Below are 14,474 nucleotides of genomic sequence, written 5' to 3'. Positions count from 1 at the left end.
ACGCAATGTCCTTTCTATAACAGAAGGGATAAGAATTTTTATCAGTGGTGCTGTACTACAAGTTCATCAGCCACTAATCTAGATTTGATAGTCTCTATTGCTACTTACATCAATAAATAATGGATAACGACTTGGTTCTTTTTTTGATCGGCATTATTGTTCTTGTGCTGTATCTTGTTTTTTCAGCTTTAACTGAGATGGGTACTAAACTTCCTTGGAAAAAGTAGCTGCTGTTTGGGAAACATAGGTAATTTTCAGGATTGTAATCTGCAAGTAAAGACACGAAATTACCTCCGGAAAATCTTGTGGTGTAGACGTCTCTACACCTTTTTTTCGTAAATACATTACATATTATGTTGAGAATTGTTTTCTCAATTCATGACTTTATAGATAAAAAACTGGCATTGTCAATTTTGCACTTTGCACAGTAGTGGTATGATTTTATTTAATTGTGAACTACATCTATAATTTATTGCTACTATTTCATCCTTACAATTAGCAAGATAAAATTCTTTTATTTTCCGCAAGTATGTTAGTTAATTTATTCTTAAATAGAAAAATCTTTATTTTTAAATAAAAAATATAGTCCAAAACAGGACAGAGTAAAAAACTGTAAATATTTTGTGTCGAAATCTATCTTTTTTTTCATAAAAAATAGCAAATAAAATCAGTAGAAATACTATTATTTATGCTTTGATAATATGTATTAGACATTAAACAATACATCAACTAATTAGAGTGGGAACAGAGCTAAAGCAGTAATCTAGTTTATTTAAAACTATTCTGTTATAAATTCCTCTGCTCTTTAAAAAGCCAATCTACAAATAGTTTTTTCTAACATCAGTTATCTGGGTAAATTACAGATAAAATATCAACTTTACTCAGAAATTATTGGCTTTGCAATTTATATATTCAATCCAAAAAACTGGAGGTACTTCAATGGGTTATTTAACTACACTAAATAACTTCAATAAAGTTATAGCTTTTAGTGCATTTTTCTCTGTAATTTCTTGTTTTGTTCCTAAGTCTGTTTCAGCTACATCCTACTTAAATTATACTTTTGTTGCCAATCAGGGAAAAAGTACCTTTACTTTTGTTCTCAACACTTCTGTAAAAGATTTACAGTCCTCATCTGAAAGAGGCTTTTATCCGAGAGCTATTATTAAAGCTCAATATGTATGTGCAGAGGAAGTCAATGATTTATGTCCTGGTACTATTAAGTTCAAACCAGGTAGTATTAAAGCTTCTCGAATATCTGAATCTGACATAACCAGACAAGGAAATGAATCACTTGATTCTAGCTGGGTTGGAGGTACTAAATATCACGTTAGCCTACAAGAAATAGGCACTTCAACTAAGCTGCAATTTATCGTTTATAGCAACTATAAGGATGAAATAGGTGATTTACCTAGCAGTGGATTCAATGGACTTGTATCAATTGCGGTAAATCATGAAGACTTTACACCTGCGTCGCAAGGCTTAATAGTCAATGCTGCTCCAGAAAGTACTCCAGAAGATACGACATCTAATCTCTTAGGTGTTGGAGCTATAGGTACAGTATTGTTCTTAAAACGCAGAAACACTTCTAAAAAATCCGCTCAAACTAAACCTAACTCTCTTGAGAAAATACAACAATAGGGTGCGTTGAAGTAGCGCATAACGCACCGTACAATTGTGGTGCGTTATGCGATTTCTCTAAATTTTGGTTACAGATGGAAAAAGGTTTGTAATTGCGCTTCCGTGCTACTAGAAACTATGTATAGCCTTTATTTGGAGAATTGGTGTTACGCTCTTAAATCTTTGCATAGCCGTGACACAACGGCAATAAAATTTTTACCTCCCCTACTTAATTAACCTTAACCTTTCTAAGAGGAGGGTGGGGTAATGTACTGTTATGAAATGCGCTGTAAATAAAGTCTGTTTCTGTTTTTTTACTAAAAAAGCTCAAAATTAGCTGTTTTTAAGGATAGATTTTGATTATAGTACGGGTCTATCTCTAAGCTTTCAAAGTAATTCTTCCATTTATTATTTAATTGATACCATTCTCCTGGTCTTAACCCTTTTTGTCTACTAGCTGATTCATAATGTATTAATTGGGCATAGGGAGTTACTACATTACGATATCCGGCTTGATATGCTCTTAAACATAAATCAACATCATTGTAGTTTAAGGGAAACTGCTCATCTAATCCTTGCAACTGGTGAAATATCTCTTTTCGCATCATCAAACACGCAGCAGTCACAGCTAAGTAGTTTCTGTTAACAATATTTGAGCAATAATAACCGGAAAACTCGTTATCAAAACCATAAAATGCATGGCAAGGATTTCCTTCGAGAATCAGCACTCCTGTATGCTGTATCCTTCCATCCGGAAACAAAAGTTTTGCACCCACTGCACCAATTTCTATCTGTTGTGCAAGTTCTAACATCGATTCCAACCAATCAGGAGTAATAACTTCTGTATCATCATTTAGCAATAACAGAAATTCTCCCTTAGCTTTTGCTGCGCCTTTGTTAATTCGCATCGAAAAATTAAACGGTTCAGCACAGCGCACTAGTTCCAAGTTACTAGCATTGATTCTTTCTAAAATTTCTTTGGGAATATCATAACCATCTACCACAATAATCTCAAAGTTGCGGTAGGTACTCACCTGTTGAATGCTGCGAATGCAATTTTCTAGCAGACACAGTGAACCTGAAGGAGTTTCTATTGTTGTACCAGCACTGGGAATGATGATACTAACTAAGGGATTGCCAATGATGTCACGCCGAACTCTGTAAATTCCAGGATTAATTGTTTCCTCTACACGCCCTGGATATTGACTACGCTCTAACATAGATTCTAAAGCTTTTCTACCAGCAGTATAAGCCCAAGGCTTTGCTTGAGAACCAGAAGCAGCGGAAACAGATATGCTGCGCCAGTGGTAAAGAATTTTTGGAATGTGGTAAATGTTCTTGGTTTTTTCTATAACTCTTAGTACCAAGTCGTAATCTTGTGAGCCGTCATACTCACTACGAAAACCGCCAATTTCACGGATAATACTAGTCCTATAAACACCTAAATGACAGGTGTACATGCAAGAATAAAAATATTCTGGCGACCAATCTGGCTTAAAGCAAGGTGAAAATCGGCTGCCATTCCCATCTATTTTGTCTTCATCGCTATAAATAAAATCTACTTCTGGATGCTGATTAATTAATTTAGCATTTTCAAATAAAGCATCAATTGATAATTCGTCATCATGATCTAAAAGTACAATATATTCTCCTGTAGCTACTTCTAAAGCAGAATTACTGGCGGCTGAAATATGCCCATTTTCTGTACGAAATATAAATTTGATGCGTGGCTCGTGTTTACTGTAATTAGTCAATATAGAACGAATATGAGGATAGGTAGAAGCATCATCTGCAATACAAAGCTCCCAGTTTGTATAGATTTGGTTGCGAACTGATTCAATAGCTTTTTCTAACCATTTTGCCTCTACATTGTAAACAGGCATAATAATTGAGAATTTCGGATGCAGTTGCCATCCCTTAATTTGTTGATTAGCAGATGTGATATCTTGCTGGGTAAAAGTATTTTTTTTAATCCATTTTTGATACGCTATCTTATTTTTCAATCTAGATGTAGCGATTTGATATATAAAACTTAATAATCTTAATATTCCTCGTCTTTGGTAGAGCCTTTGTATTTTTTGGATTTTACTATTTGTATTAATTTGCATATTTTTTAACTTTTATGATTAAAATTAATTCTTGATTTAAGCTTTAGCCATTGATTTCTCAGTTGCCAAAATTTACTATTTTCTATCTCTTTAATTAAAGCTTGTAAGCGATAAATTTCTGCATTTTGAGATTGCAATTGTGTTTGCAATTGATAAATATCTGAATTGCTATTACTGACTTGAATTATATACTTTAATCTGCTTTTAATTTTCTTTCCAATTACTTTTGGACTTAACACAGACTGAATATCTTGAGCTGCTTTTGCACCAACTTGTTTTGCTTTTTCATAATTATGAAATACGTATTGCATTAAATCTGCTGCATGATTAATATCTGGCTCTGCCCATACATTTCCTTTTTTGTAAGCACCATAATCTTCTGCTAATCTTACTAAAGAATACTTGACAAGAAAGCTATTGCCAATATTCATAAATTCAGTATTAGCTGAGTAGGCAGTTGCTATGACTGGTTTGCCATAGAACATGGCTTCTGCCATCGTTAACCCAAAACCTTCAGAACGATGCAAAGATACATAGCAATCACAGTGGTAGATGAGCGCATTAAGTTCATCTTTGAGTAAATAATTATCTATTAATTTGATATTTTTAAATTTTTCTGCTAAAGCTTTCAATTTCTGAAGTTGTTCAGGAAAATATTTAGCGTTAGAAAATTTAATTACTAGCAATACATCTTGATTTTCTTTACCGAATGCTAGTTGAAATGCTTCAATAACTGCCAAGGGATTTTTACGTTCAAAAATACTACAAAAATCAAAGATAAATAGGAAAATAAATTTATTCTCAGGTAAACCTAATGCTTGTTTAGTAACTGAAGGTTGCGGAAGGGAGATACTATGCATAACCTTCTGTACTGGAATAGGAGATACAGGTGCAATCGCTTCGACACAGTAACTACTAGGAGTCCAGATTTCATGAAAAAGATTAAGAGCAGGTAGCCATTCTTTCGGAAATTCTGGAAGTTCCCATGCCCAAAATCCAATGTTATATTTTTTCTGAAAATATGCGGGGCTAGTAGAATTAATAAAAGTGTGGATCATATCTACATTAACTTGCACAATGTTTACTGGATAAGGATTTTTATCAGAAAACTCAGTGTAAGTAGAGTCTAATTTCCTGTGCATGGTATTAAAATTGCAATTGTTAATTACAAAAGGAATACCAGCAGCTTCTAAAGCTCTAATAGTTCCTCTGACTCCTTCACCTAGTCCAAATTCACTATTTACATAGCCTGAAATATTAACACCAAGGGGAAAATTTGCAACCTTAGTTGAGATTTCAGATGTTGATTGCATAATTGTCCTCCTTTATCTAAATATCTTTTGGGATTGAAAATCGCTGACTAGATCTGAGCGCCCAACTAGCGCCTTTTTCGCCGCAAGCAACAAATGAAAGAAACACTTACTATTGTCTTTCCTACCTGCGCTCTTGCGCGGAGCGACTTGGTGCAATCTGTCTTGTGTTTCTTAAAAATTATATTTTCTAAAATCACGATGCTTGTTTTTACAGAATTAACTGATGAAAGCGTTACCTGTAAACCTGTAGAAAACAAGCAATATTTAACTTACATAAGTAGATCGGTACAAATATAGTTAACGAGTTAAGGTTGTCATTAGTCATTAGTCAGAAGTTTTAGCTATCTTACACTCCTTAACGCGTATCGCTTTTATCCCGCCTACTTATCTTAATTACGGATTGTCGCTCAATGCCTTTAAATCGCAATCAACCATTAACTCTACTAACTGTTGAAAGGAATACTGGGGTTTCCAACCTAATTGTGCTTTAGCTTTGTAAATACAACCAACTAACTGTACAGGTTCATCTGGGCGGTAAAAAGCAGGATCGACAGATACATAATCCTGCCAATCTAATCCCAAACAATTAAAAGCACACTCAACTAACTCCCGTACTGAGTGAGTTTCACCACTACCAATAATATAGTCATCTGGTTTTTCTTGCTGGAGCATCATCCACATCGCGCACACCGCATCTTTGGCGTAGCACCAGTCACGTCGAGCATCTAAGTTCCCAAGCTTCAATTCATTGGCTAAACCTAGTTTAATCATCGCCGCAGTACGGGTGATTTTGCGAAATACAAACTCTGTTCCACGCCGTGGAGATTCGTGAGTGTAGGTAATACCGCAACAACCAAATAGTTTGTATTGTTGACGATAATTGACTGTCATCCAGTGGGCGTATGCTTTGGCAACACCGTAGGGATTACGCGGGCGAAAAGCAGTGCGTTCGGTTTGAGGAGATTCATCGGGTTGACCAAATACTTCACTACTAGAAGCTTGGTAAAATTTAGCATCTGGCTTACAGCGTCGGATTGATTCCAAAAGACGGGAAACACCAAGGGCTGTATATTCGGCAGTCAGGGCGGGTTGTGTCCAAGATAAAGGAACATAGCTTTGAGAAGCAAGGTTATAGATTTCATCCGGTTGACAATCACTCACAACATCCATGAGCGAAGATTGATCGAGTAGATCGCCAGATACAATTTGAATCTGGTTGAAAAGGTGATTAATCCGCTCTAGATTGCTGGTGCTAGAACGACGGACTAAACCATATACTTGGTAGCCTTTTTCTAAAAGAAGTTCGGCGAGGTAGGAACCGTCTTGCCCAGTTAATCCGGTAATTAGAGCTTTTTTGGTCATACTTGCTAGAGATTGACTTTATAGTAATTTATACAGCATTGTCATTTTTACTATTAAAGCAAGCTGCACCCTCTTTTGTTATTATCAAAACCATAATTTACTGTTCAGACGGATCAAAAATTCTTAAGTTTCCTACTTCCCCGCTGCTTTGAAGTTCTGACTCCCAGTCAAGCCAAATCAATAATTTTGGTTGGTGATGTATGCGATCGCAGTAATTGCACTCGCGTTATATTAATCAGGCTAAAGGGAAAGGGTAAAAGAAAAACCCCTCCTCTTTACTCCTATGAAACTTTACATATTTTGGTTTAATCGTGCCTACTTACTTTGGCAAAACTGCGCTTTGACGCACAGTACGTTTGCGATCGCTTTTACGAGTACCTCCAGCCATCTGATACTCATGGCTGTTGTTACCATATTTATAAGCAATGCCACGCAAAATTTTCTCAGAATAGTCTGCCAAATCTTGCTCATTTTCGACGATCTGGGTTAGTAAGACATCAATAGTGGAAAGGGTGGTATTGTATAGTTCTAGAAATTGTCGAAGGCTTTCGATTTTTTCAGTATAATCATTGACTGTTAACCCCTCTCCAACATCGAGAGTTGGACTAATAGATTTAATGCTTGCTAGACGTACTTCGGCTCTGCCAAGAATACGTGAATTGCGTTTTTGTCTTGCCATAATTAATACTTATTTTCTAAAAGACTCATAACTCCATAGTGGACAATTGTTGAAAAAGTTGTCATTCGTGAAATTATTGATTTTGATCAAAAAGAAATCAGCAGTTAAAAACTACGCCTACACAAACAAAACCTGCCTTCGCAAGTTTCAAATTCTTCATTTTTGTCAGTAGCAGTAGGATGCGTTATCGCGCCAGCGTAACGCACCGCAAATCTAAACCAAAATTAATAACGTGAAGGCGGAAACTGCTACAGACTGGGCAAAACATGGAAACGTGAAGGTGGAAACTGCTACAGACTGGGCAAAACACGGAAACGTGAAGGCAGAAGTTGCTACAAGGAAGGCAGAAGTTGCTACAAGGAAGGCGGAAATTGCTACAGGGAAGGCGGAAGTTGCTACAAGAGTGTGTTAACGAAGTAACCCACCTCCAAATTCGGTGCGTTACGGCTAATTGATATTCTCTCCAAGGCTCAAATTCTTATATCGCCGTAACACACCCTACTACAAATAGGAGTTTTTTTAATTGGAAGTCCCTAAATTTCAAGCTGCAAAGCTAATTGCTCTTTGTAGGGATGACATCGCAGAGGGTGCGATCGCTTACATTAGGATTTGACAGTAATCAATATGTCGCCTAGAGCAACTCTAGAGGATTAAATTATCGTAATCTTGAGCAACTAATTGCAAAAAGTCACTATAGTGACTTTTTGCAATTAAGAGTGGGGTTCTCCTAACAAAACAGTTGAACAATTAAGTTCTCTAATTACCTCAGTTGTTACTTCACTAACAGCTAATCCGCCAGCAGTACGATAACGAGTAGAACGCATCACAACTAAATCAAATCCCTCGGCTTCGCGGATAATTACTCTAGCAATATCATCATTGGCAATGGTTTTAATACTAGTATTTGCTTGCAACTTGCTTTGAGCAGCAATCTCCGAAAGCTGCAACTCAAACTTGCTAACTTGGATTTGAGGTGTTCGGCGATCGCACACGTGTAATAAAACTACTTGCGCTTGATTAACATCAGCTAAAACTTGAGCAAACTTAACAGCACCTATGGTTTGTGGTGTTAAATCTCCCACTGGTACCAGAATGCGCTGAATTGTTGTCGGACTATTTAAAAGCTGTGTAACTGCTACCGGACAATGAGAAGACCAAAAGACGCTATCAATTACATTACCAAATAAACGAGCACGTAAGCCTGTATTACGCGACCAACCCATCACTACTAAATTGGCGTTTTCTTCTCGACTGGTGCGGCTAATTCCTAACGCTACATCGTCATCAATCCGAATTGCAGGCGAAGCTTCCACCCCAAATTCTTGACTGATTTCTAAAGCACCTTCCAATTTTTGCCGACACTGGCTGAGTAATGTATTTAATCGCGGATCGTCCATATGAACCCGACCAACTGCAATTGAGAGTGGTACAATCCTTCCAGATTCATGACGTGCAAGCAGCGCTGCCATTTCAATCAGATAACGCTGGGTTTTGGGATTGTAAATTGGAACTACAACAGTGAATGGGCTAGCTGTGGGTGTTTGATTTTTCACTTCTTCACCCATACTACTTTGCCACCAAGTTGAGAGTTTATCTGTGGCTAAGTCTATTTGTGGAACTATGAGTGAAGTTGCAAATCGTGATGTAATTATAGGGCCAACAATTGCAGTCACCAGCATCAGTACAATAACACTGTTCAGAACACCCTCATTAATTAATCGCTCTCCAGCAGAGTTTAAGCTTTCATAGGCAACTAAAGTTGCTGCCAGTGTAGCTGCTACTTGCGGTAATGATAGTGACCACATTGTTAGCAATTCTGCATTATTATAGCGGTACAGCACTTTGGCTAGGAATGCTGCGACAAATTTACTGCCAATTAACCCTGCTACAATTGCTACAGTCAACCAAACTGAACTAAGAGTTTTAAGAAAAGCTGGAATATCAATTAGTAGTCCCATGTCTACAAAGAAACAAGGGATAAATAGAACACTGCCGACAAACTCAACTTTTTCTCGAACTGGGCTACGTCCTAAAACATCGTTGACAGCTAAACCTGCTAAAAACGCACCAACAATTTTTTCAACTCCAATTACCTGTGCTCCTACCGAGGCTATAAATAATGCCAACAATATGAATAAAAATTGGTTGCCTTGTTCATCCCCTGAGCGACGGAAAAATTCTTTTCCTAGCCAATCAAAGCCAAATAAAACCACAACAGAGTAAATTGCTAATCCAGCTAAAAGCATAAATAAACTTAAAGCTGTGAATTCTCCAGCGTGAATTCCCACACAAATTGCCAAAACGAGCAAAGCACCCGTATCGGTAAAAATCGTAGCACCAATTGTGACTGTCACAGCTTCGTTTGTGACTACACCCAAACGACTAACAATCGGATAGGCTAAGAGAGTATGAGAGGCAAGCAAAGAACCAATCAAAACCGAAGCATTCCAACCAAAATTAAATAAACGCCCAATAATAATGCCAGTAATTAGTGGTACTAAAAAAGTCAGTGTTCCAAATCCAATTGAGCGATTTCTGGTTTTGCGGAATTGCTCTAAATCAATTTCTAAACCTGCCACAAACATCAAGTAAACTTTGCCAATCTCTGATAGGAGTTTGATAGTTTCAGATTCAGAATTGAGAAGGTTTAGACCATTTTGACCCAGTACCACACCAGCCACTAACAAACCTACTAACCCAGGTAAACGAAATCGCTCAAAAATCGGTGGTACTGTGAAAATAACTAGTATAAGAATAGTAAAGGCAATGATCGGACTTTGTGCCAACAAGTTTTTACCCTCTTAATAAAAAAATGGGTAGGAAGATTATATCCTACAAGCGTGTGATCATTAGGCAAACTAAATTACACTAACTCCATTCACCGCATTAATTAGGACGATTCTTTAACTTAATCGCTTTATTTTAATCTTTAACTCTTAGTAAATATTAATTAGAGGGTGTTACGGCTATGCAAGATAAAAGTGAAGATTAGTCGTAACACACCCTACAATTTAAGGTTTACTTGATCAATCATCTCTTAATATTTAACTCTTGGTGAATTATTTAATTTCTTGACTTACCAGTTTGAATTAGTTTTCAATATTAATCTTGTTTGCTAAAAATTTAATATGGAATAACATTTCAGTAAGTTTGTGAAAATAAACCAAACTATATTACAAAACGTAAATAGGCTTGAAAGTTTATACTCAGCTTTTGCAAACACTAAGGGCAAATCCAGAGGGGGTTCCCGGCTTTGTAGCGACTGCCGTGCGGGTTAACAAAGATAAATTGTCGATTCTAGGGAAAGATTATCCATCAAACCTGCCCCTACTAGTGACCAATAATCAATGACAAATGACAGCCTTCGCTAGTTATTTTTAATTGCACAAAGCTACTTAATATTTAATTATTATTTTTTACTTTTCATGATTGATTTTTATATTATTTTTAATTATATTATAAAACTTAATGAAGTTCATATCTATCTAAAGTTTTAATATAAAAACTAACTTGAGACAGATTTATTTTTTTTTTATTTAAATAGATACTGTCGAATGACAGAAGTATGTAATAGAGCAATAATATTGTACAAAATTACACTTCTGCGATCGTTCCTTGATATATTGCTTGGTTTATCACTTCACTATGGTAGCAAATCCTCCATCTCAAACTTCAGAAGCTCAATATAAAGTAGAAGATCCAACAGCAGAAGTAGAAGCAATTATTCAATCACCAAAAGCAGATTCAGATATTGATTTAGAATTTCTGTACACAAGAGATATTGAGTTTCGCCAAGAAACAATCTATTTTCTTGTTGTAGATCGCTTTTTTGATGGTGATTCCAATAACAGCGAAGGGCCCAATCCTGAACTTTACGATCCAAACGGAGAAGATTGGGGCAAATACTGGGGTGGAGATTTACAAGGCGTAATTGACAAACTAGATTATCTCAAGAATATGGGGGTAACAGCAATTTGGCTAACCCCTTTATTTGAGCAAGTTGAACAATTATTTATTCAAAGTGCTGCTATTCATGGCTATTGGACGAAGGATTTCAAACGCTTAAATCCTCGCTTTATTTCTGCTGATGACGATCCTTCTCTCAATAACACCCAAGATACGAGAAATACAGTTTTTGATCGCCTGATTGAGGAATTGCACAAGCGTAAAATGAAGCTAGTGCTAGATATTGTCTGCAACCACAGTAGCCCCGATACAGGCGGTTGTAAGGGTGAATTGTACGATGATGGAGTTAAAATTGCTGACTTTAATGATGATAAAGACTATTGGTATCATCATTACGGCGAAGTTACCAATTGGGAAGATGAGTGGCAAGTTCAAAATTGTGAACTTTCAGGATTAGCCACTTTTAACGAAAATAATGTTCAGTACCGCAACTATATTAAATCTGCAATTAAGCAGTGGTTGGATCGGGGTGTGGATGCGTTGCGGGTAGATACAGTCAAGCATATGCCCATTTGGTTTTGGCAAGAATTTACAGGCGAGATGTACAACCACAAACCAGATGTCTTCATTTTTGGGGAATGGATTTACAGCAGCCCCGGAGATGATCGCGCTGTGGAATTCGTCAACAATTCTGGCATGACAATTCTTGACTTTGGGTTGTGCATGGCAATTCGGCAAGCTTTAGCAGCCTATGACGAAAAAGGATTTTATCTAGTTCAGAATGTACTGGATGAAGACTATCGCTACAACGGTGCTACGGAATTAATCACCTTTATCGATAACCACGATATGCACCGCTTTTTAACTGTCAACCCCGACCATGATATTTTACGATTGGCAGTGATTTTGTTGATGACGAATCGTGGTATTCCTTGCCTGTTTTATGGCACAGAACAATATCTGCATAATGATACCAATGGCGATCGCAATATCTACGGCAACAATGATCCCTACAACCGCCCGATGATGGAGAGTTGGGATATGGATACTCCCGTATACCGAGATATACGCAAGCTGTCGGGATTACGCCGTCTCAACCCAGCCATCTCTATGGGCAGCCAGTGGCAGAAATACATTACCCCAGACGTTTACTGCTATGTACGCCGCTATCGTGAGTCACGTTGTTTTGTCACTCTAAATAGAGGTGATGCTGTGACACTAGATGTAGTAGACACGGAATTACCAGACAGAGAACATACTTGCTTGTTGACAGGACGTAAATTTGAAGTCCAAGATGGGAAAATTTATAACCTGGAACTTGCTCCCAAAGAAGCGATCGCGATCAGCCATGTTGGGGAACGCGTCAAAGGACAAACAATTGTAAGAGTACAACTAAATGGCGTCCGCACCCAACCTGGAGAAACGATTGTTGTGATTGGAGATTGTCCCGAACTCGGTAACTGGGATATCGCTAAAGCATATCCCCTAGAATATATCAACTCCAACACCTGGTTTGGTGAAATTCCTTTCAACGAAAGTGCTGGTAAGCTCATCAATTATAAATACGCTATGTTGCGAGAAGGACGTTCTCCTCTGCGGGAAAATATTGTTTCTCGCCGCTGGGTAATTGCTAGCGAAGGTACTGTCAAATGGCGTGACACTTGGGCATCTGGAAGAGAGTCTTAGTACCAAGGGTGTAAGGTTTGATTTTGACAGGTTGCAGGTGTTCCAATCCTCGACTTTTTGAAAAAGTCGGGGATCTATAACCTCTCAGAGGAAATCTGTATATTGACATTCATACTCATACCGAATACGCTTTAGAAGGAATTCAAATCAAGGAGCTAAACTTAATGTTGCCAAACCACGAAGGACAAAAAGTACCTAACGTTACCTTCCGTGTGCGCCAGAACGATCAGTGGGTGAATGTAACAACTGACGAGCTATTTAAAGGCAAAACCGTAATAGTTTTTGCTTTGCCAGGAGCGTTTACCCCTACCTGCTCTTCAACTCATGTTCCTGGCTATAACCAGTTGGCAAAGACTTTCAGAGAAAATGGTGTAGATGATATTGTCTGCATTTCTGTTAACGATTCCTTTGTGATGAATGAATGGGCAAAGAATCAAGAAGCAGATAGCATCTGTTTTATTCCAGATGGCAATTGTGAATTTACTGAACAAATGGGAATGCTTGTGGATAAGTCAGACTTAGGTTTTGGCAAAAGATCCTGGCGTTATTCCATGTTAGTCAAAGATGGCACAATTGAAAAAATGTTCATTGAGCCAGAAGAACCGGGAGATCCATTTAAAGTATCTGATGCAGAAACAATGCTCAAATACATTAATCCCAATGCAGTGAAACCAAATTTAATTTCTCTGTTTACAAAGCCTGGTTGCCCTTACTGCGCTCGCGCCAAAAATATGCTGAAGGAACACAGTTTTGATTATGAAGAAATTGTTTTAGGTAAAGATGCAACAACTCGTTCTTTGCAAGCCATAACAGGTGCATCGACAGTTCCACAAGTTTTTATTGACGGCAAACTTATTGGTGGATCTGAGGCTTTAGCAGATTACTTGAATGGTAAGTAGAAGGCAGAAGGCAGAGGGGAGGGGGAGAGGGGGAGAGGGGGAGACAAGGAGAGGGGGAGAGAGGGAGAGGGGGAGAAATATCCTCTCCGTGTCCCCGCCTCTGTTCGTCCCCGCGTCCATTTCCTAGCCCCTGTTCCCTGTAAACTGTTCCCTACCCTGATGTACGCAGTTCAGCAAGGGGTACTTAGATAAAATATAAATTCCTTTGATCAGGCTTTCTTTACTTTGACAATCTTCATCCTAATCTGGGTGGAACACGCAGCTATTTTTCGGGTAGCGGGGTTTCGCCTGCTTGTAGTGAGAAACATCGCGCTCTCCAGCGCTTAACTATTGTAGATGTGGAAATTGAACCGCAACTGCTAGAATCATTTTTTCTGGAGGATGGGCAGTACAGTTCTGATGTCCAGAAATTGCTGTTTAAAGGAGAAGACTGGAAACTCTCGTTTTACCCCACGGTGACTCCAGCAATGCGATCGCTAGCGCAACAAATGTGGAATCCGCCTTATCATGGTGCAGCAACGCGGATGTATCTTCAGGCGAAGGTATTTGAATTAGTACAACTTGAGCATCCACCATCGCTATGTGAACTAGCGCAGCAGGTGGGAGTCAGTGTTCGCAACCTCCAGAGAGGTTTTCCCATACTTTTTAATACAATCGTTTTTAATCAGTCTTTCAGGATGTTTGAGTATTATTGCAGTTTCATCTTGTGACATTTACCAGCCTAATCTTTTAGCAAAAAATAGATGCTTGGGTGGTGTACACCATAGCAATAACCGTAGGGTGGAGAGAAATCCTGAAGTGAGGCATTCTGCCCTTGCACCTTAAGCGCATTGTGCAACTGCCGTGCATAATTTTCCATTGTCGGGAACTCCGGAGCTTTATCCACAATGTAAAGATTAGGGTT

The 14,474-nt window shown here is 38.1% G+C and carries 11 protein-coding genes; 5 read left to right on the top strand and 6 right to left on the bottom strand.

From position 1 onward, the window contains the following. Window positions 1–939: 939 nt before the first annotated feature. Complete coding sequence (locus tag U2718_RS31600; protein WP_341993997.1) at window positions 940–1,638, top strand: hypothetical protein; 699 nt, start codon at window positions 940–942, stop codon at window positions 1,636–1,638. A 296-nt stretch (window positions 1,639–1,934) separates the two neighbouring features. On the opposite strand, the gene U2718_RS31595 is transcribed toward U2718_RS31600, so the two are convergent. From U2718_RS31595 to U2718_RS31580, 4 genes are all read right to left on the bottom strand, one after another. Then, window positions 1,935–3,725, bottom strand: a complete 1,791-nt coding sequence (locus tag U2718_RS31595) for a glycosyltransferase family 2 protein (RefSeq protein ID WP_341993998.1) — start codon at window positions 3,723–3,725, stop codon at window positions 1,935–1,937. A 5-nt stretch (window positions 3,726–3,730) separates the two neighbouring features. Next, on the bottom strand, window positions 3,731–5,038 hold the full coding sequence (locus tag U2718_RS31590; protein ID WP_341993999.1) for a glycosyltransferase: 1,308 nt from the start codon (window positions 5,036–5,038) through the stop codon (window positions 3,731–3,733). Window positions 5,039–5,431: 393 nt separating this feature from the next. Further along, window positions 5,432–6,400, bottom strand: a complete 969-nt coding sequence (locus U2718_RS31585; protein WP_341994000.1) for a GDP-mannose 4,6-dehydratase — start codon at window positions 6,398–6,400, stop codon at window positions 5,432–5,434. A gap of 319 nt (window positions 6,401–6,719) precedes the next feature. Then, complete coding sequence (locus U2718_RS31580) at window positions 6,720–7,079, bottom strand: hypothetical protein (protein WP_341994001.1); 360 nt, start codon at window positions 7,077–7,079, stop codon at window positions 6,720–6,722. Between the two features lie 232 nt (window positions 7,080–7,311). Here U2718_RS31580 and U2718_RS31575 point away from each other — a divergent pair, with 232 nt between their 5' ends. Continuing rightward, window positions 7,312–7,491 carry a hypothetical protein gene (locus tag U2718_RS31575; RefSeq protein WP_341994002.1) on the top strand — a complete coding sequence of 60 codons (180 nt, stop codon included), beginning with the start codon at window positions 7,312–7,314 and terminating at the stop codon, window positions 7,489–7,491. A gap of 298 nt (window positions 7,492–7,789) precedes the next feature. On the opposite strand, the gene U2718_RS31570 is transcribed toward U2718_RS31575, so the two are convergent. Then, window positions 7,790–9,868, bottom strand: coding sequence for a cation:proton antiporter (locus U2718_RS31570; RefSeq protein ID WP_341994003.1), 2,079 nt, complete (start codon window positions 9,866–9,868; stop codon window positions 7,790–7,792). A gap of 856 nt (window positions 9,869–10,724) precedes the next feature. On the opposite strand from U2718_RS31570, the gene U2718_RS31565 reads away from it, so the two are divergent. The 3 genes from U2718_RS31565 (at window position 10,725) to U2718_RS31555 (ending at window position 14,280) form a co-directional block, all read left to right on the top strand. Then, entirely contained in the window at window positions 10,725–12,671 is a 1,947-nt protein-coding gene (locus tag U2718_RS31565) for an alpha-amylase family glycosyl hydrolase (protein ID WP_341994004.1), read from the top strand. 164 nt (window positions 12,672–12,835) lie between these two features. After that, complete coding sequence (locus U2718_RS31560) at window positions 12,836–13,570, top strand: glutathione peroxidase (RefSeq protein ID WP_341994005.1); 735 nt, start codon at window positions 12,836–12,838, stop codon at window positions 13,568–13,570. Window positions 13,571–13,908: 338 nt separating this feature from the next. After that, window positions 13,909–14,280 (top strand): hypothetical protein, encoded by a 372-nt coding sequence (locus U2718_RS31555; RefSeq protein ID WP_341994006.1) that lies wholly within the window; start codon window positions 13,909–13,911, stop codon window positions 14,278–14,280. Between the two features lie 11 nt (window positions 14,281–14,291). On the opposite strand, the gene U2718_RS31550 is transcribed toward U2718_RS31555, so the two are convergent. Continuing rightward, window positions 14,292–14,474 (bottom strand): hypothetical protein (locus U2718_RS31550; RefSeq protein ID WP_411813399.1); only part of this gene is annotated, 183 nt, incomplete at its 5' end.

Origin of the sequence: Chlorogloeopsis sp. ULAP02 (assembly GCF_038404745.2) — a bacterium.
GTDB lineage: Bacteria > Cyanobacteriota > Cyanobacteriia > Cyanobacteriales > Nostocaceae > Chlorogloeopsis.
Note: the sequence above shows the minus strand (reverse complement) of the source record. Positions and strands in the feature narration are given on the sequence as shown.

Bases quoted from the DNA above. Each gene is read 5' to 3' on its own strand.
- U2718_RS31585 (WP_341994000.1), bottom strand. From the start codon at position 6,400: ATGACCAAAAAAGCTCTAATTACCGGATTAACTGGGCAAGACGGTTCC.
- U2718_RS31600 (WP_341993997.1), top strand. From the start codon at position 940: ATGGGTTATTTAACTACACTAAATAACTTCAATAAAGTTATAGCTTTT.
- U2718_RS31595 (WP_341993998.1), bottom strand. From the start codon at position 3,725: ATGCAAATTAATACAAATAGTAAAATCCAAAAAATACAAAGGCTCTAC.
- U2718_RS31590 (WP_341993999.1), bottom strand. From the start codon at position 5,038: ATGCAATCAACATCTGAAATCTCAACTAAGGTTGCAAATTTTCCCCTT.
- U2718_RS31560 (WP_341994005.1), top strand. From the start codon at position 12,836: ATGTTGCCAAACCACGAAGGACAAAAAGTACCTAACGTTACCTTCCGT.
- U2718_RS31565 (WP_341994004.1), top strand. From the start codon at position 10,725: ATGGTAGCAAATCCTCCATCTCAAACTTCAGAAGCTCAATATAAAGTA.
- U2718_RS31580 (WP_341994001.1), bottom strand. From the start codon at position 7,079: ATGGCAAGACAAAAACGCAATTCACGTATTCTTGGCAGAGCCGAAGTA.